The sequence below is a fragment of the Rhodobacter maris genome (genome assembly GCF_900217815.1).
Taxonomy (GTDB): Bacteria; Pseudomonadota; Alphaproteobacteria; order Rhodobacterales; family Rhodobacteraceae; genus Rhodobacter; species Rhodobacter maris.
Window position 1 is genome coordinate 22,845 of the sequence record NZ_OBMT01000007.1, and the last position, 21,576, is coordinate 44,420.

The 21,576-nt window shown below is 66.8% G+C and carries 20 protein-coding genes; 6 read left to right on the forward strand and 14 right to left on the reverse strand.

The features are described 5' to 3' along the window. Nucleotides 1-11: 11 nt before the first annotated feature. Both ftsY and CRO22_RS10800 read right to left on the reverse strand, forming a co-directional pair. A complete protein-coding gene (ftsY, locus tag CRO22_RS10795; RefSeq protein WP_097070298.1) occupies nucleotides 12-1,649 on the reverse strand; it encodes a signal recognition particle-docking protein FtsY in 1,638 nt (545 codons plus the stop codon). Nucleotides 1,650-1,712: 63 nt separating this feature from the next. Next, a complete protein-coding gene (locus CRO22_RS10800) occupies nucleotides 1,713-2,354 on the reverse strand; it encodes a lysoplasmalogenase family protein (protein ID WP_097070165.1) in 642 nt (213 codons plus the stop codon). A gap of 114 nt (nucleotides 2,355-2,468) precedes the next feature. On the opposite strand from CRO22_RS10800, the gene CRO22_RS10805 reads away from it, so the two are divergent. Together CRO22_RS10805 and CRO22_RS10810 are read left to right on the forward strand one after the other, a co-directional pair. Further along, nucleotides 2,469-3,668, forward strand: coding sequence for an alkane 1-monooxygenase (locus CRO22_RS10805; RefSeq protein WP_245860948.1), 1,200 nt, complete (start codon nucleotides 2,469-2,471; stop codon nucleotides 3,666-3,668). 67 nt (nucleotides 3,669-3,735) lie between these two features. Further along, nucleotides 3,736-4,146 carry a hypothetical protein gene (locus CRO22_RS10810; protein ID WP_097070166.1) on the forward strand — a complete coding sequence of 137 codons (411 nt, stop codon included), beginning with the start codon at nucleotides 3,736-3,738 and terminating at the stop codon, nucleotides 4,144-4,146. A 3-nt stretch (nucleotides 4,147-4,149) separates the two neighbouring features. Here the strand turns inward: CRO22_RS10810 and xseA are convergent, their stop codons facing one another. Next, complete coding sequence (xseA, locus tag CRO22_RS10815) at nucleotides 4,150-5,613, reverse strand: exodeoxyribonuclease VII large subunit (RefSeq protein WP_097070167.1); 1,464 nt, start codon at nucleotides 5,611-5,613, stop codon at nucleotides 4,150-4,152. Nucleotides 5,614-5,687: 74 nt separating this feature from the next. Here xseA and purD point away from each other — a divergent pair, with 74 nt between their 5' ends. Next, entirely contained in the window at nucleotides 5,688-6,950 is a 1,263-nt protein-coding gene (gene purD, locus CRO22_RS10820; RefSeq protein ID WP_097070168.1) for a phosphoribosylamine--glycine ligase, read from the forward strand. A gap of 158 nt (nucleotides 6,951-7,108) precedes the next feature. Here purD and CRO22_RS10825 read toward each other — a convergent pair whose 3' ends face one another. Then, nucleotides 7,109-7,483, reverse strand: a complete 375-nt coding sequence (locus CRO22_RS10825) for a rhodanese-like domain-containing protein (RefSeq protein WP_097070169.1) — start codon at nucleotides 7,481-7,483, stop codon at nucleotides 7,109-7,111. 248 nt (nucleotides 7,484-7,731) lie between these two features. Here CRO22_RS10825 and uvrA point away from each other — a divergent pair, with 248 nt between their 5' ends. Next, nucleotides 7,732-10,605 (forward strand): excinuclease ABC subunit UvrA, encoded by a 2,874-nt coding sequence (uvrA, locus tag CRO22_RS10830; protein ID WP_097070170.1) that lies wholly within the window; start codon nucleotides 7,732-7,734, stop codon nucleotides 10,603-10,605. A 22-nt stretch (nucleotides 10,606-10,627) separates the two neighbouring features. Here the strand turns inward: uvrA and CRO22_RS10835 are convergent, their stop codons facing one another. The 8 genes from CRO22_RS10835 to CRO22_RS10870 form a co-directional block, all read right to left on the reverse strand. Next, nucleotides 10,628-10,882 (reverse strand): hypothetical protein, encoded by a 255-nt coding sequence (locus tag CRO22_RS10835; RefSeq protein ID WP_097070171.1) that lies wholly within the window; start codon nucleotides 10,880-10,882, stop codon nucleotides 10,628-10,630. 187 nt (nucleotides 10,883-11,069) lie between these two features. Beyond that, nucleotides 11,070-11,267: a YgaP family membrane protein gene (locus CRO22_RS10840; protein WP_097070300.1), complete on the reverse strand. Its 198-nt coding sequence runs from the start codon at nucleotides 11,265-11,267 to the stop codon at nucleotides 11,070-11,072. A gap of 118 nt (nucleotides 11,268-11,385) precedes the next feature. After that, on the reverse strand, nucleotides 11,386-12,048 hold the full coding sequence (locus CRO22_RS10845; RefSeq protein WP_097070172.1) for a Crp/Fnr family transcriptional regulator: 663 nt from the start codon (nucleotides 12,046-12,048) through the stop codon (nucleotides 11,386-11,388). Nucleotides 12,049-12,137: 89 nt separating this feature from the next. Further along, the gene (locus CRO22_RS10850) at nucleotides 12,138-12,779 is read right to left on the reverse strand and encodes a hypothetical protein (RefSeq protein ID WP_097070173.1); all 642 of its coding nucleotides are present in this window, start codon (nucleotides 12,777-12,779) and stop codon (nucleotides 12,138-12,140) included. 114 nt (nucleotides 12,780-12,893) lie between these two features. Then, nucleotides 12,894-13,766 (reverse strand): 3-hydroxyisobutyrate dehydrogenase, encoded by an 873-nt coding sequence (gene mmsB, locus CRO22_RS10855; protein WP_097070174.1) that lies wholly within the window; start codon nucleotides 13,764-13,766, stop codon nucleotides 12,894-12,896. A 30-nt stretch (nucleotides 13,767-13,796) separates the two neighbouring features. Next, a complete protein-coding gene (locus tag CRO22_RS10860) occupies nucleotides 13,797-14,840 on the reverse strand; it encodes an enoyl-CoA hydratase/isomerase family protein (protein ID WP_097070175.1) in 1,044 nt (347 codons plus the stop codon). Then, on the reverse strand, nucleotides 14,840-15,985 hold the full coding sequence (locus CRO22_RS10865) for an acyl-CoA dehydrogenase family protein (RefSeq protein WP_097070176.1): 1,146 nt from the start codon (nucleotides 15,983-15,985) through the stop codon (nucleotides 14,840-14,842). Before CRO22_RS10865 ends, CRO22_RS10860 begins: the two co-directional genes overlap by 1 nt. 193 nt (nucleotides 15,986-16,178) lie before the next feature. Next, nucleotides 16,179-17,678, reverse strand: coding sequence for a CoA-acylating methylmalonate-semialdehyde dehydrogenase (locus CRO22_RS10870; RefSeq protein ID WP_097070177.1), 1,500 nt, complete (start codon nucleotides 17,676-17,678; stop codon nucleotides 16,179-16,181). Between the two features lie 126 nt (nucleotides 17,679-17,804). On the opposite strand from CRO22_RS10870, the gene CRO22_RS10875 reads away from it, so the two are divergent. Next, nucleotides 17,805-18,743, forward strand: a complete 939-nt coding sequence (locus CRO22_RS10875; protein ID WP_097070178.1) for a LysR family transcriptional regulator — start codon at nucleotides 17,805-17,807, stop codon at nucleotides 18,741-18,743. Nucleotides 18,744-18,836: 93 nt separating this feature from the next. Then, on the forward strand, nucleotides 18,837-19,331 hold the full coding sequence (gene coaD / locus CRO22_RS10880; RefSeq protein ID WP_097070179.1) for a pantetheine-phosphate adenylyltransferase: 495 nt from the start codon (nucleotides 18,837-18,839) through the stop codon (nucleotides 19,329-19,331). Between the two features lie 21 nt (nucleotides 19,332-19,352). On the opposite strand, the gene CRO22_RS10885 is transcribed toward coaD, so the two are convergent. Further along, nucleotides 19,353-20,297: a phosphoadenosine phosphosulfate reductase gene (locus CRO22_RS10885; RefSeq protein WP_245860949.1), complete on the reverse strand. Its 945-nt coding sequence runs from the start codon at nucleotides 20,295-20,297 to the stop codon at nucleotides 19,353-19,355. Nucleotides 20,298-20,491: 194 nt separating this feature from the next. Beyond that, entirely contained in the window at nucleotides 20,492-21,553 is a 1,062-nt protein-coding gene (locus CRO22_RS10890; RefSeq protein ID WP_097070181.1) for a glycosyltransferase family 2 protein, read from the reverse strand. Nucleotides 21,554-21,576 lie beyond the last annotated feature (23 nt).

Here is a 21,576-nt window from a genome sequence, read left to right on the forward strand (position 1 = left end):
ACCTTCGGGTCTTATTCGGTCTCGATGCCGACAAGGGCGGCGGCGAATTCCTCGGGATCGAAGGGGAAGAGATCGTCAATTTGCTCGCCAAGTCCGATCGCATGGATGGGCAGGCCAAAGCGGTCGGCGAGTGCCACCAGCACACCCCCTTTCGCGGTGCCGTCGAGCTTCGTCATCACGAGGCCCGAGACATCGGAGATCTTGCGGAACACCTCCACCTGGGCGAGCGCGTTTTGCCCCGTGGTCGCATCGAGCACCAGAAGCGTGTTGTGGGGCGCGCTGTCGTCGATCTTGCGGATCACGCGCACGATCTTGGCGAGTTCTTCCATCAGGTCCGTGCGGTTCTGCAGCCGCCCGGCGGTGTCGATCATCAGAAGGTCCGCGCCGTCCTCGCTGGCGCGTTTGAGCGCGTCAAAGGCGAGCGCCGCGGGGTCCGAGCCCTCGGGCGCAGTCAGCACCGGCACCCCGGCACGATCGCCCCAGACCTTGAGCTGCTCGACGGCCGCGGCGCGGAACGTGTCGCCCGCGGCGATCACCACCTTCTTGCCGGCGGCGCGGAACTGGCTGGCAAGCTTGCCGATCGTCGTGGTCTTGCCGGAGCCGTTCACGCCGACGACCAGCACCACCTGGGGCTTGCGCGCATAAAGCGGCAGCGGCTTGGCCACCGGATCCATGATCCGCGCGATTTCGGTGGCCAGAAGCGCCTTCAGTTCCGGCACCGAGAGCTTGCGCCCCATCCGCCCCTCGGCGAGGTTGGCGCAGACGCGCAGCGCCGTCTCCACCCCCATGTCGGCGGCGATCAGCAATTCCTCGAGGCTTTCGAGCATCTCGTCATCAAGCACCCGGCGCGGCACATCGGCGCGCGGCGTGGCGAGGCGGCCAAAGAAGCCGGGCCGCGCGACCTCGGGGGGCGCCGGCTCCACCGGTTCGGGCGGGGGAGCCCATTGCGGGGCCGGTTCCGGCTCGGCCGCAGGGGCCGGGTCGGGGGCGGCGGGGCCGCGGCCCATCAGGCGTCCGAAGAACCCCCGCTTTTCGGGCTCCGGCTCCGGCTCCGGTTCGGGCTCGGGGGCGGATTCCTGCTCGGGTGCCGGTCGGGGCTTGGGGTCGGCTTCCGGTTCGGACACCGGCGCGGGGTCCGGCTCAATCTGGGCTTCCCCGGTTTCCGTTTCAGGTTCATGAGCGGTTTCTGGCGCGACGACCGGCTCGGCGACGGCTTCACCTGCCCGTTCGGGCGTGGGGTCCGGCGCGATCTCGGGCTCGGGCGCCATCTCTGGCGCAGGTTCGAGTTCCGGCTCGGGCGGGGGCTCATGAACGGATCCCGGCCCGGGGAGGGCCTCGGCGGCACCAGATTCCGGTTCGAGCTGCGGCTCTGTCCCCGGTTCGGGCACGATGTCGTGATCCAGCTCGGGGCCGATCTCGGGCTCCGGCGCGATTTCCGGCGCGATTTCCGGCTCGGGTTCCGGGGGCGGTGCGGGCTCTGGCGCAGATGTTGACGGCGCATCCGGGGCCGGTCCGGGCGTTGTCTCCGGTGCCGCCGCGATGTCTTCGTCGGGCTCCGCAGGCGCTTCGGCGACCAGCGCGTCAAGTCCTTCCTCGAGCTTCGAGGAAGAGCGGGTGAGCCGCGATTTGAGCTTGTTGAAGAACGACATCGGGGCCTCCATTTTGACCGATCCCTAGCCGATCGGGACGCGGCTGGAAAGGGTGAAGCCCGGTCAGCCGAGCGCGGCAAGCGCGATCAGCGCCTGGGCGGGCCAGTAGAGCGCCCAGACGGCAAAGGCGGCAAGGCGGCGCGTCCGCCCCTCGGGCAACACGAACAGCTCAAGCGCAAGAAGGAAATCGGAGGTCATGAAAAGCGCGGCGCCGGTGACGAGCCGCAGATCGGGCACGCGCAGCGCCGCGATCACCATGACCCAGATCACTCCGATATAGGCCCGCACCGGCCAGCCGAGCGCGCCCGCGCGGGGGGCGATGCAAAGGAGCGCACAAAGCGCCAGAGCGGTTGCGGTGACTGCGGGATAAAGCGCGGGGCCGCCGGTCCCCAGCGCGAAAAACGCTGCCGCATAGGCGAGATGGCCAAGCGCGAAAGCCGCCATGCCGGAAAGAAACGCGGCCTGTCCGGGGCGCGAGAGTGCGAAATCCCCGGCCGAGCCTGCCACCAGTCCCCAGAGAATCAGGGCGGCAGGCCCCGCAGGTGCGACCACCGCCACCCCGGCGGCAAGTGCTGCCACCGCGCCCGTCTTGACGAGCGATTTGCGCCAGCTCGGCGGGGCCGCGACAAAAGACGCCCCCTGCCAGAGCGCGAGCGCGAAGGCAGCACAGAAAAACGGCAGGGTGACGAAGGTGAGGGCAACCATCCCCCGAAGGAGCCACAAAACCGCCGCCGCGGCAAGTCGTCACCCCCCCCGTGGCGCTGGTTTCCCGCTATGGAGGAAATCAAGTCGGACCCTTCGTACAGGAGATCCCGCATCATGACAGAAAAACCCACCGACAAGCCCACCGAACTGCCCTTCGCGACTTTCGTCGATGCGCTCAAGGGGCTGCGTCGCCTTGGCCGCGAGGTTCCGGGCGTTGACAGCTTCGCGCTGATGACGTTCGTTCCCGTCGTTTTGATCCTCTTCAGTGCGCTCTTTGGCGGGCTCTGGGCCGTTCTGGCCCTGGCCTGGATGTTGATTGGCATCGATCTGGTCGACCGGCGCTTGCCCGGGCCGTCGCCCGATGCGCCAGAGGGCGCCGAATTCCCCGCCGCCGACACGCTCTCCAAGGCGCTGGCGATCACTCATTTCGTGCTGCTGGTGATTGTCGTCGGCGCGATCGCGGGCTTTGCCGGCACCGGGATCGTGTCGCGGATCCTGCTGCTCGTCGCCGCGGGGCTCTGGTTCGGGCAGGTCTCGCATGCCAATGCCCATGAGCTGATCCACCGCCCCGAACGCGGCCTCTTTTCCCTGGGAAAATGGGTCTATGTCACGCTTCTTTTCGGCCATCACGTCTCGGCGCACCGGCTGGTGCATCATGCCGCCGTGGCCACGCCGCAAGATCCCGCCACCGCCACGCTTGGCGAAAGCTTCTGGTCCTTCGCGCCGCGCGCGTGGATCGGCGGTTTCAAGGCCGGGCTCGAGATCGAAAAAGCGCGGGCCGCGCAGCGCAAGGCGGCGCTCGGGCCGAAACCGGGGCTGAAGGCGCGCCTCGCCGCGCTCAACCCCTATGTGCTCTACCTGCTGGGGGGCTCTTGGTGCGTGATCGGGGCGGTGCTGTTTTTCGGCTGGGGCGGGCTCTTTGCCTATCTCGCGCTTTGTGGCTATGCGCAGTTGCAGATCCTGCTGAGCGATTACGTCCAGCATTACGGGCTTTTGCGCCGCCAGATCGCGCCCGGCCAATATGAGCCGGTGAGCGAGGCGCACAGCTGGGACGCGACCGAAACCCTCTCTTCGCTCGTCATGCTCAATGCGCCGCGCCATTCCGACCATCACGCTCATCCGACGCGGCCCTATCCGGCGCTGCGACTGGGCGATATCGCGGCGCCCGGGCGGCCGATCCTGCCCCACAGCCTGCGGGTGATGGCGGCGCTGGCGCTTGTGCCCTCGAAATGGCGCGCGGCGATGGATGAGCGGGTGCTGGGTCTGCGCAAGGCCGAGGCGGCGCCACGGGTGGAAATGGCGCCCGAGACGTGAAGACTCACGCAGGCGTGGCTTTGCGCCGCGCCTGCTTTGCGGCACTCTGGCGCGAAAGGAGACCCTGATGCGCGCCATGACCCTTGCCCTCGTCCTTGCTGCCGTTCCGGTGCTTGCCAGCGCGGAAGATCTGGGCCCGCCGCTCACCGCCGAGGAATTCGACGCGCTGACGCTGGGCAAGACGATTACCTACACCGCCGAAGGCGAGGTTTACGGGATCGAGGAATACCGACCCGGGCACAAGGTTGTCTGGGCTTTTGCCGAAGGCGATTGCCAGGAGGGAGACTGGTTCGCACAGGGCGAGCAGATCTGCTTTGATTATCACCACGCCGAGGTTGGGCTGCAGTGCTGGACCTTCCATCACGGGCCCGAGGGGCTTGTGGCCTGGTTCGAGGGGCGGCAGGACGGCGAGCCGCTCGTCTCCCTGCGCGAAAGCACCGTGCCGCTCAACTGCCCCGGCCCCGAGATCGGGGTCTGAGCCTCAGAACAGCGAGCCCTGCTCCGGCGGGGCTTTTTTCTTGGTCTTCGGCTTGGGGGCTGCGGGAGCGGAGGCGGGGGCTGGCGGGGCACCCGGCGCGGCGCCTGTAACGGCCGAAAGCCTGCCATCGGCAAATTCGATCTCGAAGGCGCCCGCTTGGGTCGCGGCTTCGGCCGTGGTCAGCACCGTCTCGCCCGGGCCACGCACCACCGCATAACCGCGCCGCAGCGTCTCGGTATAGCCGAGCGTGAGGCGCAGCCGTTCAAGCCGGTCGAGCCGGTCATGGAGCGCGGCGAAGCGCGCGCCGGGCGCTTGCTGGAGCCGCCCGGACAACTGGCCGAGCCGCTCGCGTTCATGGCGCAGGTAGCTTTGCAACAGCCGCGGCGTCACGCGCGCGGCAAGGGGCGCGAAGGCCGCGCGTTTCTTCACCACCACGCGCTCAAGCGCGGGCAGGAGCCGGTCGGCGGTGAGGTCGAAGCGCTGCCGCTTCGGGCGCAGCGCCGCATCGGGGCGACCGAGCGCGCGGGCAAGGTCGGCGAGCCGCTGGCGGCGGGCGTCGAGGCGGGAGAGCAGCGCGCGTTTGCTCCGCGCCTCCAGATCGTTCAGCCGTGCGGCCAGCTCGGCGCGCACCGGCACCGCCATTTCGGCCGCCGCCGTGGGGGTGGGGGCGCGCCGGTCCGCGGCATGGTCAATGAGCGTCGTATCCGTCTCATGGCCCACCGCCGAAATCAGCGGAATCCGGCTCTCGGCGGCGGCCCGCACCACCGCTTCCTCGTTGAAGCCCCAAAGATCTTCGAGCGAGCCGCCACCGCGCGCGACGATGATCAGATCGGGCCGCGGCGCCGGCCCGCCCGGCGCAAGCGCATTGAAGCCGCGGATCGCGGCGCTCACCTCGGGTGCGCAGGCCTGCCCCTGCACTGCGACGGGCCAAAGGAGGACACGGCGCGGAAACCGGTCGCGCAGCCGGTGCAGGATGTCCCGGATCACCGCCCCCGAGGGCGAGGTGACAACGCCGATCACCTCGGGCAGATAGGGCAGGGGGCGCTTGCGCGCGGGGTCAAACAGGCCCTCGGCGGCAAGCGCCTTGCGCCGCGCCTCCAGCATCGCCATCAACGCACCCGCCCCCGCAGGCTCCACATCATCGACAATGAGCTGGTATTTCGACTGGCCCGGAAAGGTCGTCATCCGCCCGGTGGCGATCACCTCCATCCCCTCTTCGGGGTGGATCTGCATCTTCGCCACTTGCCCCTTCCAGCTCACCGCCGCCATCACGGCATTGGCGTCCTTGAGGTCGAAATAGAGATGACCCGAGGAGGGGCGGCTCACCCGGCCCACCTCGCCGCGCACCCGCACCCGGCCAAACTCGCCCTCGATCATTCGTTTCACCGCGCCGGAGATCTCCGACACGGTGTAATCATGCGCGTTCGAGGGGCCGTTCGGGCCCGGGCCGTCTTCGAGAATGTCCATGTCGCCTTGCCTGCGGGTTTGCGAAACCTTAGAAGGCGCGAAAGCCGAGGCCAAGGGCCAAGAGGGAGCGCGCGATGAACATTCTCATTCTGGGGAGCGGCGGGCGCGAACATGCGCTGGCCTGGGCGGTGAAGCAAAACCCGAAATGCGACCGGCTGATCGTCGCGCCGGGCAATGCCGGGATCGGCCAGATCGCCGATCTGGCGCAGATCGACCCCTGCGATGCCGCCGCCGTGCTGGCCTGTGTCGCGGAAAACGCCATTGATTTCGTGATCATCGGCCCCGAGGCGCCGCTCGCTGCGGGCGTGGCCGATGCGCTTCGCGCCGCGGGCGTGCTGACCTTTGGCCCCTCGGCGGCGGCGGCACAGCTTGAGGCCTCGAAAGCCTTCACCAAGGAAGTGTGCGACGCCTGTGGCGCGCCTACGGCGGCCTGGGCACGGTTCTCGGCGCTTGACCCGGCGCTGGATTATGTCCGCGCCTGTGGCGCGCCGATCGTGGTGAAGGCCGATGGCCTCGCGGCAGGCAAGGGCGTGATCGTGGCGATGACGCTCGATGAGGCCGAGGCGGGGCTGCGCGAGATTTTCGGTGGTGCCTTTGGCGCGGCGGGCGCCGAGGTGGTGATCGAGGAATTCATGGCGGGCGAGGAGGCGAGCTTCTTCGTGCTCTGCGATGGCAAGGATGTGCTGCCCGTCGGCACCGCGCAGGATCACAAGCGGGTGGGGGAGGGCGATACCGGCCCCAATACCGGCGGCATGGGGGCCTATTCGCCCGCGCCGGTGCTGAGTGCGGCCTTGCAGGAACAAGTGCTCGATCAGATCATCCGCCCGACCGTGGCCGAGATGGCGGCGCGCGGCACGCCGTTCCAAGGTGTGCTCTATGCCGGGCTGATGATCGATCAGGACCGGGCGCGGCTTGTGGAATACAACGTCCGCTTTGGCGATCCGGAATGTCAGGTGCTGATGCTGCGGCTCGGCGCGCAGGCGCTCGACCTGCTGCAGGCCTGTGCCGAAGGGCGGCTTGCGGGGCTTTCGGCAACCTGGGCTGAGGATCACGCCCTCACCGTCGTGATGGCGGCGAAGGGCTATCCGGGCGCCTATCAAAAGGGAAGCGAAATCAACGGGCTTGATGCGCTTGCGGAAAGCTCGGCGCAAATGGTCTTTCATGCCGGCACGGCGCTGAAAGAGGGCAGGATCATCGCCACCGGCGGCCGGGTGCTCAATGTCACCGCGCGGGGCGCGAGCCTGCAAGAGGCGCAGGAGCGCGCTTATCAAATGGTCGATGCGATCGACTGGCCGGAAGGGTTCTGTCGGCGCGACATCGGCTGGCGCGCGCTCTGATCCCGAGCGGCAAAGGGGGGCGCTGCCCCCCGTCCTTCGGACTCTCTCCGGGATATTCGTACCGGGTCGAAGGCAGAACCGGTCTTGCCTTCGATCTTGCCCAAATATCCCGGGAGTGACTTGGCCGGGGGCCAGAAAGGGGCAGCGTCCCCGCTTTCTTACCGGACGACCAGACCGCCCGCGGCGTGCCAGTCATGCAGCCCGCCGATGTTGTAGACATGCTTGTAGCCCATCGTCGCGAGCATCTGCGCCGCACCCTGGCTGCGCGCGCCCGAGGCGCAGTAAAGCGCCACCGGCTTGTCGAGAGAGAGCTCTTTCAGACATTCCGGGCTCGACGGGTCGCATTTCATCTTCAACGCGGCCATCGGCACATGCAGCGCGCCTTTCGCCTTGCCTGAGGCGCGCAGCTCCATGCCCTCGCGCACGTCGATCAACACGATTTCGCCCTTGGCGACCTTGCTCACCGCTTCGCGCGGGTCGATCCGTTCGACACTGGCACCGCCACTGCCCGAGGGGCGCAGAAAGTTGAACATCTGGCTTTCCTTTCCTGTCGGCGCGAGGAGGGGCGCCGCGCTGTTTCATGGGGCCAAACCGGCCCGGGGTTCAAGCGTTTTTGTCATAAACATGCGAAGAAATGAATAACTTGGGCGCTCTGCCGCCGATCCGGGCGGACCGGGCCAAAAGCGGCCGCACGGCCCAAGAGTTCTTGGTCTGTTCGCAGATTCCCGTTGGAGACTCAGTCCTGCCCCCCTATCTATGGGGCAGAGTTCAGGGGACGATCATGGCCGAGCAGAAATTCATCGAGGTGCGGGGCGCGCGCGAGCACAATCTCAAGGGGGTCGATCTCGACATCCCGCGCGATGCGCTGACCGTGATCACCGGGCTGTCCGGTTCGGGCAAGTCGTCGCTCGCCTTCGACACGATTTATGCCGAGGGGCAGCGCCGCTATGTCGAAAGCCTCTCGGCCTATGCGCGGCAGTTCCTCGACATGATGGGCAAGCCCGATGTCGACCATATCTCGGGGCTCTCGCCCGCGATCTCGATCGAGCAAAAGACCACCTCGAAAAACCCGCGCTCGACGGTCGGCACGGTGACCGAGATTTACGACTACTTGCGGCTGCTCTTTGCCCGCGCGGGCACGCCCTACAGCCCGGCGACCGGCCTGCCGATCGAGGCACAGCAGGTACAGGACATGGTCGACCGGGTGATGGCGATGGACGAGGGCGCCCGCGGCTACCTGCTCGCCCCCGTGATCCGCGACCGGAAGGGCGAATACCGCAAGGAATTTGCCGAATGGCGCAAAACCGGGTTCCAGCGCGTGAAGGTGAACGGGGTTTTCTATGACCTTGAGGAACCGCCCGTGCTCGACAAGAAGTTCCGCCACAACATTGATGTGGTGGTGGACCGGATCGTGGTGCGCCCGGGGCTCGAGACCCGGCTCGCCGACAGTTTGCGCACCGCCCTCGACCTTGCCGACGGCATCGCACTTTGGGAAGAGGCGCTGACCAGCGCAGATACCGAGACCGGCAAGGAGCCCGAGCGCATCACATTCTCCGAAAAATTCGCCTGCCCGGTCTCGGGCTTCACCATTCCCGAGATCGAGCCGCGGCTTTTTTCCTTCAACGCGCCGTTCGGCGCCTGCCCGGTCTGCGACGGGCTTGGGGTGGAGCTGTTCTTCGATGAGCGGCTGGTTGTGCCCGATGTATCGCTCACCCTGATGGCCGGGGCGCTCGCCCCTTGGGCCAAGTCGAAAAGCCCCTATTTCACCCAGACCATCGACGCGCTGGCCAAGCACTACGGCTTTGACAAGCGCAAGGCGTGGAAAGACCTCGCCCCGGAGGTGCAGCGGCTCTTTCTTTACGGGTCGGGCGAGGATCAGATCAAGTTTCGCTTCGACGAGGGCGGGCGGGTCTACGAGGTCAGCCGCAGCTTTGAAGGCATCATCCCGAACATGGAGCGCCGCTACCGCGAGACGGATTCTGCCTGGTCGCGCGAGGAGATGGAGCGCTACCAGAACAACCGGCCCTGCGGCGCCTGCGGCGGGCACCGGCTGAAGCCCGAGGCGCTGGCGGTGAAGATCGGCGGCTTGCACATCGGTCAGGTGGTCGAGATGTCGATCCGGGAGGCGCATCGCTGGATCGGCTCCGTGCCCGAGAGCCTGAGCGCGCAGAAAAACGAGATCGCCCGCGCGATCCTGAAGGAGATCCGCGAGCGGCTCGGCTTTCTGGTCAATGTGGGGCTCGATTACCTGACGCTGAGCCGCGCCGCGGGCACGCTCTCGGGCGGCGAGAGCCAGCGCATCCGGCTCGCGAGCCAGATCGGCTCGGGGCTGACGGGCGTGCTTTACGTGCTCGACGAGCCCTCGATTGGCCTTCATCAGCGCGACAATGACCGGCTTCTTGGCACGCTCAAGAACCTGCGCGATCAGGGCAATACGGTGCTGGTGGTGGAGCATGACGAGGATGCGATCCGCCATGCCGATTACGTGTTCGACATCGGCCCCGGCGCCGGGGTGCATGGCGGGCAGGTGGTGGCGCGCGGCACGCCCGAAGAGATCGCCGCCGATCCCGCCTCGCTCACCGGGCAATATCTCAGCGGCACCCGCGCCATCGACGTGCCCGCGCTCCGCCGTGAAGGTAATGGCAAGAAGCTCACCATTTCAAAAGCCTGCGGCAACAACCTCAAGGATGTGACGGTCGATTTTCCGCTTGGCAAATTCGTCTGCGTCACCGGGGTTTCGGGCGGCGGCAAATCGACCCTGACGATCGAGACGCTCTACAAGACCGCGGCGATGCGCTTGAACGGCGCGCGCGAGACGCCCGCGCCTTGCGACAGCATCAAGGGGTTCGAGCATCTCGACAAGGTGATCGACATCGACCAGCGCCCGATCGGGCGCACCCCGCGCTCCAACCCGGCCACCTATACCGGCGCCTTCACCCATATTCGCGACTGGTTCGCGGGCCTGCCCGAGGCGAAGGCGCGCGGCTACAAGCCGGGCCGGTTTTCCTTCAACGTCAAGGGCGGGCGCTGCGAGGCCTGTCAGGGCGACGGGGTGATCAAGATCGAGATGCACTTCCTGCCCGATGTCTATGTTGAATGCGAGACCTGCAAGGGCAAGCGCTACAACCGCGAGACGCTGGAGGTGGAGTTCAAGGGCAAGTCGATCGCCGATGTGCTCGACATGACGGTCGAGGATGCGCAGGAGTTTTTCAAGGCGGTGCCCTCGATCCGCGAGAAGATGGATGCGCTGGTCGAGGTGGGGCTCGGCTATATCAAGGTTGGCCAGCAGGCGACGACGCTTTCGGGCGGCGAGGCGCAGCGGGTCAAGCTGTCCAAGGAGCTTTCCCGCCGCGCCACGGGGCGCACGCTCTACATTCTCGACGAGCCGACCACGGGGCTGCATTTCGAGGATGTCAGAAAGCTCCTCGAAGTGCTGCATTCGCTCGTCGATCAGGGCAATACGGTGGTGGTGATCGAGCACAATCTTGATGTGATCAAGACCGCCGACTGGATCATCGACATCGGCCCGGAGGGCGGCGATGGCGGCGGCCGGATCGTGGCGGAAGGCACGCCGGAAGCGATCGTGCGCGTGCCCGAGAGCCATACCGGGCGCTATCTCGCGCCGATGCTCGGCATCAGGCTCGCTGCAGAATAGGGGGCTGCGCCCCCTTCCGCCCTCACGGGCGGCTGCGCCGCCCGATCACCTCGAGCACCCGATGCGTATCGGCCGAGACCCGATAGATCACCCCCGCGCGCAGGTAATAGCGCCAGGGCCCATCGACCGGCGGCAGTCCATAGCCGTGCAGATCCATCAGCATCGACTGGTCATAGACCGGGAAAGCATCCCCCACCGCATAATCCGGGGCGCGGATGCTCTCAAGTTTCCAGCGGTTGCCGTATTTGCAAAAGCGGTCTCCGGTCGCCGCAATCACCTTGCATCCGGATGGGACTTCCGCACGCAGCATCTGTGGCGCGGGGAGCAACAGAGCAAGAATAACAGCGAAAACGAGGCGGGTCATCCGCGCAGTCTAGGGTGCGTGGGGGCAAATGAAAACCCGCCGGGCCGGAGCTGCGGCGGGTTTGCGGGAGGGGGCCGGGACGAGGCCCCCCGAAAGCGGGTTATTTCTTGCAGGTATTGATGCCGACGATCGAATAGAGCGGGCAGGTGCCGGCAAACCCGGTGATCAGCGGCACGACGCCGATCAGCAAAAGCCAGTGCATCGGCCCGCCCGAGGTCAGGAAGAAGGCGGCAATCAGAGCAATACCGACCACGATCCGGGCGATTTTGTCGATCCCGCCGACGTTGTTCTTGAACATGTGCAACTCCATCTCTGCCCGGTCGCCCGGGATGGTTTCAAAGGCGCTGAAGGCAAGCTAGCACGCCGCGCCGCTCCGGTCGGTGACGTGGTCACAGACCCGGTTCACGGGCGCGCGATCAACCCGTCTCGGCGACGGCATCGAGGCGCCGCAGCGCTGCCGGATCGCGGATCTCGACAAGGCCGCGCTCGGTGCGCACCCAGCCGCGACGCGCAAAGGCATCGAGCCGGCGCGACACGACCTCGCGCGCCGAGCCGATTTGCGCCGCGATCTCGGCATGGGTGGCCAGGACCCGGCCCGCTTCGGCGCGCGCGAGGAGCCAGCCCGCGAGCCGGCTCTCGACGGATTGGAACGACACCCGCTCCATCAGCCGGATCACCTCTTCCATCCGCACCGCCATCGCCGAGAAAACGAGCGTACGGAAGGAGGGACTGTCTTCCATCAGGCGCAAAAACGTGGCGCGCGGCACCAGCACGATGCGCGCGGGCTGGGTGGCGATCGCCTCGCCGGTATAGGCCGCCTCGCCCAGCAGCCCCAGCGTGGTCTGCACGCAGGTCTGCCCCGGCTCGACGGCATAAAGCATGAGTTCCCGCCCGTTCGCCCCGGTCAGGAACACTTCCACCCGGCCCGAGAGCACCAGAACGAAGCCCTGCACCGCATCGCCGGGGCGAAACAGAACCGCGCCCTTGGGCACGTCCATCGGGGTCAGCTCGGCGAGTTGGCTGCGTTCGGCAGAGCCGAGGCGGGCGAGGGCGGGGGCGGTATCGATCCAGCAGGTCATGGGAGGATTTAGGCCCTGCGCCGGGCCGAAGACAAGGGCTCTGTGGCCGCCTCTCGCGGTGGCGCAGGGTTTGGGAAGCGCGCTGCGCCTCAGTTTTTCAGGAGCGCGCTGAGCAGGCCGAGCACCGCCACAGTGGCGAGCGTGTCGGAATCGATCAGCACCACACGGTCATTGACGACCCGGTATTCACGCCCATGCGGCGGCGGCGGCAGATGACGCAGCTGGGCCGTGGTCGGCGCATGGCCGGGCGGGTTGCGGAAATGGCCCTGTCCGGGGGCGTCGCCCCGCGGCGGCTGGCCGGACGGGGTCTGCGCCATCTGCGGGGTGCCGCGCTCGCCCTGGCCTATCGGTCGCGCGCCTTGTTGCGGCGGGCCCGGCGGGATCTGCCCCTGCTGCGGGTTTCCGTTCTGGGCATGCCCGCCATTGCCCCGGCCGTTCTGGCCGAACTGACCGCCCGAGGGGGGCTGCCCGGGCTGGAACTGCCCTTGTTGCTGGCCTCCGGGTTTTTGGCCTTGAGGTTTCTGGCCTTGAGGTTTTTGGCCCTGCGACTGCTGGCCCTGGGGTTTTTGCCCCTGAGGTTTCTGAGCTTGCGGCTTTTGCCCTTGCTGCGGCTGGCCGGGGACAAAACAGTTCGGCCCTTGGCAAGTGTTGCTTTGCTGCGCCTGAACCGCGGGGGCAAAACCGGCGAGCGCGGTGGCGAGGATCGTGGCCGTCACAAGCATGCGTTTCATGAGGGTTCTCCTTGTTCTTCACCCTCATTACGCGCGAGCGGGCAGAATACGTCGCCGCTCGCGCCGATGTGATCTCTGCGCGGCAAGGCGCCGCTCATGGCCCAATTCCAGGGTTCAGCCGCGGGAGCGTTTCTCGAACCGCGGCAGCATCGCCGAGAAATCCATGCCGCGCCCGTCCTCCTCTTCGACGAAACGCGCATAAAGTGCCGCCGCCTCTGCGCCCATCGGCGTATCGGCATCGACCGCTTCTGCCGCCTGCTGGCTCAGCCGCAGATCCTTGAGCATCAGCTCTGCGGCAAAGCCGGGTTTGTAATCATTGTCGGCGGGGCTCTTCGGCCCGACCCCGGGCGCCGGGCAATAGGCGTTCATGGTCCAGGAATAGCCCGAGGAGGTGGAGACCACATCGAACATCTTCGCCCGGTCGAGGCCGAGCTTGTCCGCGAGTGCAAAGGCCTCGCAGGTGGCGATCATGGTGACGCCGAGGATCATGTTGTTGCAGATCTTGGCGGCCTGACCGGCCCCGGCGGCGCCGCAATGCACGGCCTTTTGCCCCATGATCGCAAAGAGCGGCTCGACCGTGGCAAAGGCGGTCTCGGGGCCGCCCACCATGAAGGTGAGCGTGCCCGCCGTGGCGCCGCCAACGCCGCCCGAGACCGGCGCATCGAGTGCCGCAAGCCCGGCTGCCGCGGCGTGCTCGGCCACCGCGCGCGCGCTTTCCACATCGACCGTCGAGCAGTCGCAGAGCACCGCGCCCGCCGCCATTGCCGGGATCACCTGATCGGCCACCGCGCGCAGGATCGCGCCATTGGGCAGCATGGTGATAACCACGGCGGCGCCCGCGGCGGCCTCGGGGGCGGAGGCGGCTTTGCGCACGCCTTCGGGGCAGGGGGCGGCGAGGTCGAAACCCGCCACCTCATGGCCCGCCTTTGCCAAATTGGCGGCCATCGGCGCGCCCATGTTGCCAAGCCCGATAAAACCGATTTTCATGTGTCCTCCCAGAATGTTGTGACGCGTCTTTCAGGCGTCGAAAGCAATCTCCGTGCCGCGCGGCAGCGGCGCGAGCAGCGCCGTCACCAAGGCTTCGGGCAGGGTTTCGAGGCTGTGGCGCCAGCGCGGCATCCGGTCCTTGTCGATGATCTGCGCGCGCACCCCCTCAAGGAATTCGGCCTGTTCCACCGCGCGATAGGTGAAGCGGAACTCATTGCTCAGCGCCTCGCGGATATTTGGCGTGGCGCGCGTCATCCGCACCAGGCGCAGCGTGCATTCCTCGCTCAGCACGGAGTTGCGCTTGAGCGTGGCCAGCGTTTCGGCGGCAAATTTCGTTGGTAGCGCGGCGAGTTTGGCAACGATGGCCGCGATGTCCTTGCCGCCGAAGATCGTCTCGATCTCGGGGCGGCGGTCCGCCAGAAACCCCTTGGCCTCGGGGTGAAAGCCGCGCGGGATCACCGAGGCCTCGCCGGTTGCAACGAGCTGGGCAATCACTTCGGGCCAGCGTGGCTCTGGCAGGAAAATATCGGCAAAGCCCGCGTAAAGCGCATCGGCGGCGCCGATCCGCCCGCCCGTCGTGCCAAGGTATTCGCCCACCCGCCCCGGAGCGCGCGCCAAAATGAGCGAGCCGCCCACGTCGGGGATGAGGCCGATCCCGGTTTCGGGCATGGCGATCTGCGTGCTCTCGCCAATCACGCGGTGGCTCGCATGGCCGCCCACGCCAACGCCACCGCCCATCACGAAGCCCTGCATGAAGGCGACGATGGGCTTGGGGTATTCGGCGATTTTTGCGTTCATCCGGTATTCGGCGCGCCAGAATGCGCGGCCCAGCTCATAATCTCCCGCGCGCCCGGCGTGGTAGACGGCGGCAATGTCGCCGCCCGCGCAAAAGGCGCGCTCGCCCGCCGCGTCGATCACCACCAGCGCGACCTCCGGGTCAGTGCGCCAGGCGTCAAGCGCTGCTTCAATCACCGCAGCCATGCTCTCGTCGAGCGCATTGAGTGCTTGCGGCCGATTGAAGGTGAGCCGCCCGGCGCGGCCCTCCTTGCGCGCGATCATCCAGTCATCTTGCATCAGTCCCGCTCCGCCAGAACAGCGCGGCCGATGATCAGCCGCATGATTTCATTGGTGCCTTCGAGGATCTGGTGCACGCGCAGATCGCGCAGGATCTTCTCGATGCCGTAATCGGCAAGGTAGCCGTAACCACCATGGAGTTGCAGGCATTGATTGGCCACATCGAAAGCGGCATCGGTGACGTAAAGCTTTGCCATGGCGCAGAACTTTGTGGCGTCCGGCGCGCCTTGGTCGAGCTTCCAGGCGGCCTGGCGCAAAAAGATCCGGGCCGATTGCAGCTTCACCTCCATCTCGGCGAGGCGGAATTGCAGCGCTTGGAACTGGTCGAGCGATTGGCCGAAGGCCTTGCGCTCGCCCATATAGGCAAGGGTCGCATTCATCGCCGCCTGCGCCCCGCCGAGCGCCGAGGCGGCAATGTTGAGCCGCCCGCCGTCGAGCCCGGCCATCGCATAGCTGAACCCGCGCCCCGGCGCGCCAACAAGGTTCTCGGCGGGAATGATGCAATCGTCAAACTGCACCTGCGCGGTCGGCTGGGCGCGCCAGCCCATCTTGTCTTCCTTCGCGCCAAAGCTGAGCCCGGGCGTGCCCGCCTCCACGATCACCGTCGAGATCCCTTTCGGCCCGGGCTCTCCGGTGCGCACCATGGTGATATAGGCGTCCGAATAGCCGCCCCCCGAGATGAAGGCTTTGGTGCCGTTGAGCTTCCAACCCTGAGGCACCGCTTCCGCGCGGGTGCGCAGGGCCGCCGCATCCGAGCCCGAGCCCGGTTCGGTGAGGCAATAGGAAAACACCGTCTCCATCGTGCAGAGCTTCGGCAGGAAGCGGTCCTTGAGGTCGGGCGCGCCGAATTTTTCGATCATGCCGCCGCACATGTTGTGGATCGAGAGGAAGGCGCTCACCGAGGGGCAGGCCATTGCGAGCGCTTCAAAGACGAGCGTGGCATCGAGCCGGCTCAGCCCCGATCCGCCGTGCTCCTCCGAGACATAAAGCCCGCCAAGCCCGAGCGCGGCGACCTTGGCCCAAAGCGCGCGCGGGATCGTTCCTGCCGCCTCCCAGGCGCGCGCGTGGGGCGCGATCTCTTCCTGCCCGAAGGCTTGGGCCATCTCGAAAATGGCCCGGCTCTCCTCGCTCAGCGTGAAATCCATGCTCCCCTCCCAAAGCGCCTGAATTGAACGTCTGTTTAGTTGCCAATCGTTACAGCAGTTTTGCAAGGGGAGAGGAGGGGGCGCTGCCCCCTCTTCGCGCAGGCGCGAATTCACCCCCGGGATATTTTCGGCAAGATGAAAGACGGGCCTTTCAACCTGCCGCAAATACTTCCGCCGAAAGGCGCGTGGCCCCTCAGTCGAGCGCCTTGAAGTTCAGCGCCACACCGTCCTTGATGCCGGAGAACCAGCGCGCGGTGACGGTCTTGGTCTTGGTGTAAAAGCGCAGCGCATCGGGGCCATATTGGTTGAGATCACCAAAGGCCGATTTTTTCCAGCCGCCGAAGGTGTAGTAGGAAAGCGGCACCGGGATCGGGAAGTTGATCCCCACCATGCCCACATTCACCCGCGCCGCAAAATCGCGCGCGGTGTCGCCATCGGCGGTGAAGATCGCGGTGCCATTGCCGTAATCATTGTCGATGATCAGCTTGAGGGCATCCTCGTAGCTCTCCTGCCGCACCACGCTCAGCACCGGGCCAAAGATCTCCTGCTTGTAGATCTCCATCTCCGGGGTCACTTCGTCAAAGAGCGTCGGGCCAACATAAAAGCCGCCCTCATAGCCCTGGATCTTCAGCCCGCGCCCGTCGACCACGAGCTTCGCGCCCGCCGCGACGCCCGAGTCGATCAGCCCTTCGATCCGCGCCTTCGCCTGTGCGGTGATGACCGGGCCAAAGTCGATGTCCGCGCCGCCCGTATAGGGGCCGACCTTCAGCTTCTCGATCTTCGGGATCAGCCGTTCGACCAGCGCCTCGGCCGTGCCCTTGCCCACCGGAACGGCCACCGAGATCGCCATGCAGCGCTCGCCCGCCGCGCCGAAGCCTGCGCCGACGAGCGCATCGGCGGCCTTGTCCATATCGGCATCGGGCATGATGATCATGTGGTTTTTCGCGCCGCCAAAGCATTGCGCGCGCTTGCCGTTCGAGCAGGCCCGGCCATAGATATATTGCGCGATCGGCGTGGAGCCGACAAAGCCCACCGCCTGAATGGTCTCGTTGTCGAGGATCGCGTCGACCGCTTCCTTGTCGCCGTTCACCACCTGCAGAACGCCATCGGGCAGGCCCGCCTCCTTGGCGAGTTCGGCCAGACGCAGCGAGGTCGAGGGGCAGCGCTCGGAGGGTTTGAGGATCATCGCATTGCCCGCGACAAGCGCCGGGCCCATCTTCCACAGCGGGATCATCGCCGGGAAGTTGAAGGGCGTGATGCCGGCCACGACGCCGAGCGGCTGGCGCATCGAGTAAAGGTCGATGCCGGGGCCCGCGTCGCCGGTGTACTCGCCCTTCATCAGCGCGGGCGCGCCCATGCAGACCTCGATCACCTCAAGGCCGCGCTGCACGTCGCCGCGCCCGTCCGCGAGCACCTTGCCATGCTCGCGCGAGACGAGCTCGGCCAGCTCATCCATATGCGCGTTGATCAGATCGCCGAATTTCATCATCACCCGCGCGCGGCGCTGCGGGTTCGTCGCCGCCCAGTCGGGCTGGGCCTTCGCCGCCGCGGCGACCGCCGCGTCAAGCTCGGCGGTGGTGGCGAGCGCGACCTTGGCGATCACCTCGCCCGTCGCGGGGTTCAGCACCTCGGTAAACCGCCCCGAGGTGCCCGCGACCATCTTGCCGTCGATCCAGTGGCCGATCTCTTTCATCGTTCTCTCCCTGACTGAGCTGCCCCGCGGGCGCATTTGTGCTGTTGCGCGCAGTTTAGCCTTGCGAAAATGCGCCACAAACAGGAAGTCTGGCAAAAGCGTTTTGCACTTTTGCAAAGGTAGCGGATGGACTGGGACGATCTGCGGGTGTTTCTGGCGGTGGCGCGGGCCGAGAGCCTGTCGGGCGCGGGGCGGGTGCTCAAATGCGATGCGGCCACGGTGGGGCGGCGCGTGGCCCGGCTGGAGGCGGCAATGGGCGCGGCGCTCTTTGCCAAGTCGCCACAAGGCTATGCGCTCACCGAAGCCGGCGGTCGGCTTTTGCCCCATGCCGAGGCGGCGGAAGCGGCGATGACCGGGGCCGCCGAGGCGCTCGCAGGCCCGGATGGCTCGCTCACCGGGCAGCTTCGCATTGGCGCGCCCGATGGCTGCGCGAACTATCTTTTGCCGCAGGTTTGCGCCGAGATCTCGGATGCCCATCCGGGCCTCGAGATCCAGATCGTCGCGCTGCCGCGGGTGTTCAACCTCTCGAAGCGTGAGGCGGATATGGCGATTGCCGTCTCCCCGCCCTCGGCGGGGCGGCTGACGGTGCAGAAGCTCGTGGATTATCAATTGCATCTGGCGGGGCATGAGGCCTATCTCGCAACCCATCCGACGATCCGCTCCCGCGCCGATCTCTCCCCCCACCGCATCGTCGGCTACATTCCCGACATGATCTTTGACAAGGAGCTCGACTATTTGGCCGAGACCCGGGCCGAGATGGTGCGGCTCGCCTCGAACTCGGTTTCGGTGCAGATGCAGATGCTGCGCGCGGGGGCAGGGCTTGGCATCGTGCATGATTTTGCGCTGCCCTTCACGCCGGGTGTGGTGCGGGTGCTGCCCGATGACATCGCGCTCTCCCGCACCTTCTGGCTCATCCGCCATGCCGATGACCGCCGCTCCGCCCGGCTTGAGCGGCTTGCAACTGCGCTCGGTCGGGGCATGCGCCGCGAGGTGGCCCGGCTCGAAGCCCTCGCCAGTACCGGCGCCTTGGCCGCGAGCCCGACCCGTATCTCCGGGGCCGCGTGACGCTGCGGCGCGGCGCCAGAGCGCTTGCAAATCCGCCGCGAATCCTGTTGCGTGCCCTCACCCGTTCGTGAAGCGGCGCAGGAGGAGGGAACCATGCGCATCGGCCTTTACCCCGGCACATTCGATCCGGTGACGCTCGGCCATACCGATATCATCCAGCGTGCGCTGGCGCTGGTTGACCGGCTGGTGATCGGCGTGGCGATCAACCGTGACAAGGGGCCGCTCTTTTCGCTCGAGGAGCGGGTCGAGATGTTGCAGGCCGAATGCAAGGGGATCACCGCGCGCTGTGGCGGCGAGATTGTCGTGCATCCGTTCGAGAACCTGCTGATTGACTGCGCGCGCGATGTCGGGGCGAGCGTGATCATCCGCGGCCTGCGCGCGGTTGCGGATTTCGAATATGAATTCCAGATGGTTGGCATGAACCGCGCGCTCGACGACAGTATCGAGACGGTGTTCATGATGGCCGATGCGCGCCGTCAGGCGATCGCCTCGAAGCTGGTGAAGGAAATCGCCCGGCTCGGCGGAGATGTATCGCGTTTCGTGCCGCCCGCGGTCGAGGCGCGGCTGCAGGCGCGGCTGCGGGGCTGAAGCCCGGGGAGCCGGAGCCGGTCAGGCGCTCTCGCGCCCCGGGGCAAGGGGAGCGGGCAGGGCGATCCCCTGACGGTTAAGTTCTGCCTCAAGCGTGGTCAGCCGGTTGCGAAACCGCGGCCCGCCGAGCCGGCGGACCACATTGCGGCACAAGATCGCCTCAAGCCAGGGGCGCCCGGCGTTGCCGAGCGCATTTGAAAGGTTGCGCAGATAACGCACCGTGGCGCGACGCGCACGATAAAGGCGCCAGAACTCCGCCTCGTCCAGCGCGCCCGCGCAGGCCTGAGCCAGCATCGGCTCAAGTACATCCATCTCTGTAAGCACCGCCTCCGCGGCACTGCCAAGCCCGCGGCAGGGGAGCAGGGCAACTTGCGGGCGGGCCATCAGCGCCGCATGCATCGCGTCGAGCCTCTCGTTCGGGTCATAGATCACGAAGCCCTGGGCCGCGGCATCGAGCATGTCGGGCGCATAGCCGTAGCGCTTGGTGAAATCGAGACGGCGCTTGCGGCGGAAGCGGTCGTCCCAGCCGGCACGGCGCGCCTCAAGCGTGGCCTGTGGGGCGATCATCACCACTGTTGCGCCGGGCGCGGCAACCGAATAGGCGGCGGCCGCATAGCCGCAGGCCCCGGCGCCATAAAACACCACCCGGTCGAAATCCTCGAAGAAGGCCTCGTCGACGAGCCGGTCGAAATAGGCATAGACCGTGGCGTCGCGAAACCAGCTGTCGTCATCTGCGATCAGGGTCAGGCTGGAATACTTCGCCGTCCTTGTCAGGGTGAAGCCGAAGGGGCGCTGGTCATCGGTGCTCGCGCGGATCGCGGCGCGGGTCTCGAAAGTGACGAGCAAAACCGGGCCGCGATCGGCAAAGAGCGCAGCATGGGACACACCGAGCGGCTCGAAATAGCCCTCCTGCTCGCCCAATTCTTCAAGCTGCGCCCGCCAGGCGTTGTCGTCGAGATCCCGCATCACCATTCTTAATGTTCCCGCACCCTTCAGGCCATCGCCTGACGCATCGCGCCAGAGTGGCTCCCCGGAGTTAACGTAACACTCACCGCCGCCCTCGAAAATCCATGATCAATGCAGAAAATCGCTAGATTGTAAGCGGTTCCGCGCCGGTAATCGCAGGAGAGAAAGATTGTTTCCGCCTCCGTGCTGATCGCTCAGGCATGCGGATCCTGCGGGACGGGGCGGGCCGCCGCCGCCAGTGCGAGAGCGCGCATCCTCGCGGCGAGCGGTGGCGGCAGCGGGCGCGAGGGCGGGGTCAGCATCAACCGCCCGAAGAGCGCGCGGAACGGTTCGTCGCGCATCAGCTCGACAAGCCGTGCCCGCCGCCAGGCGACGGCGGCATGGTGCAGCCTCTCGAGCAAGGGATCGGCACGCAACTTGGCCATTCCCGCCGCTGTGGCGGTCGCGTAACGGGCAATCGAGCGGTCTTCCTCCGTGCAGAAATTACGCTCGACCCAGTAGCTGATGTCGAAGGCGGAGGCCTCGCGGTTGGCCCGGCCGCGGTCGCATTTGAGGACGTAGCTCTGCATCGCGCCGAGCGCATAATGGTTGAGCTGCACCAGCCCCCAGGGGGTCTCGCCCAGCGGCGTGAAAAGTCCCTGCCTGCGATAGCGTTCGGGCAGGCTCCGCCCCGATCCGTCGACCCAGCGTATGGCCTCCATACGCGCTTCGACCGGTGCCCGGGGCCGGTGCACGCCAAGCTTCCGATAGGCGCCGGTGTTGCGAAAGAGCGTCTTGAACAGGCTCGCCCGCCAGGGCCAGAGCATCCCGGGCGGCGCGGCACGGGAGAATTGCTCGGTCACCGGGCGGTCGACGTAATCGACCAGGCCGCCATTGCCGAACATCCGCCAGGTGAGCGCAATCGCATCGGCCTCGGGGAGCGCGGCGAGAAGTGCTCCCAGCGTGCCGTCGCCCACATGAATATTGACGAATTCGTCGATGTCGAAGACCAGCACCCAATCGGCCGCGGCCAGAAGGGGGTGCCGCTCGGCGGTTTTCAGCGCGGCCCATTGCGGGCCTTCGGACCAGGGGCCGGGGTTGCGCAGATGGGTGAGCTGCCCGAGGTCCTGCAGCCGGTCCAGCATTGCATCGGTGCCATCCGAGCAATCGTTCGAAAACACAAGGAAATCGGTAAAGCCCACGGCGCGGTGATGGGCGAGCCATTCCAGAAGAAAGGCCGCCTCGTTCTTCACGGTCAGGATCGCAAGCGCCCGCATTGCTCAGGCCCCGCGCAGGAGCG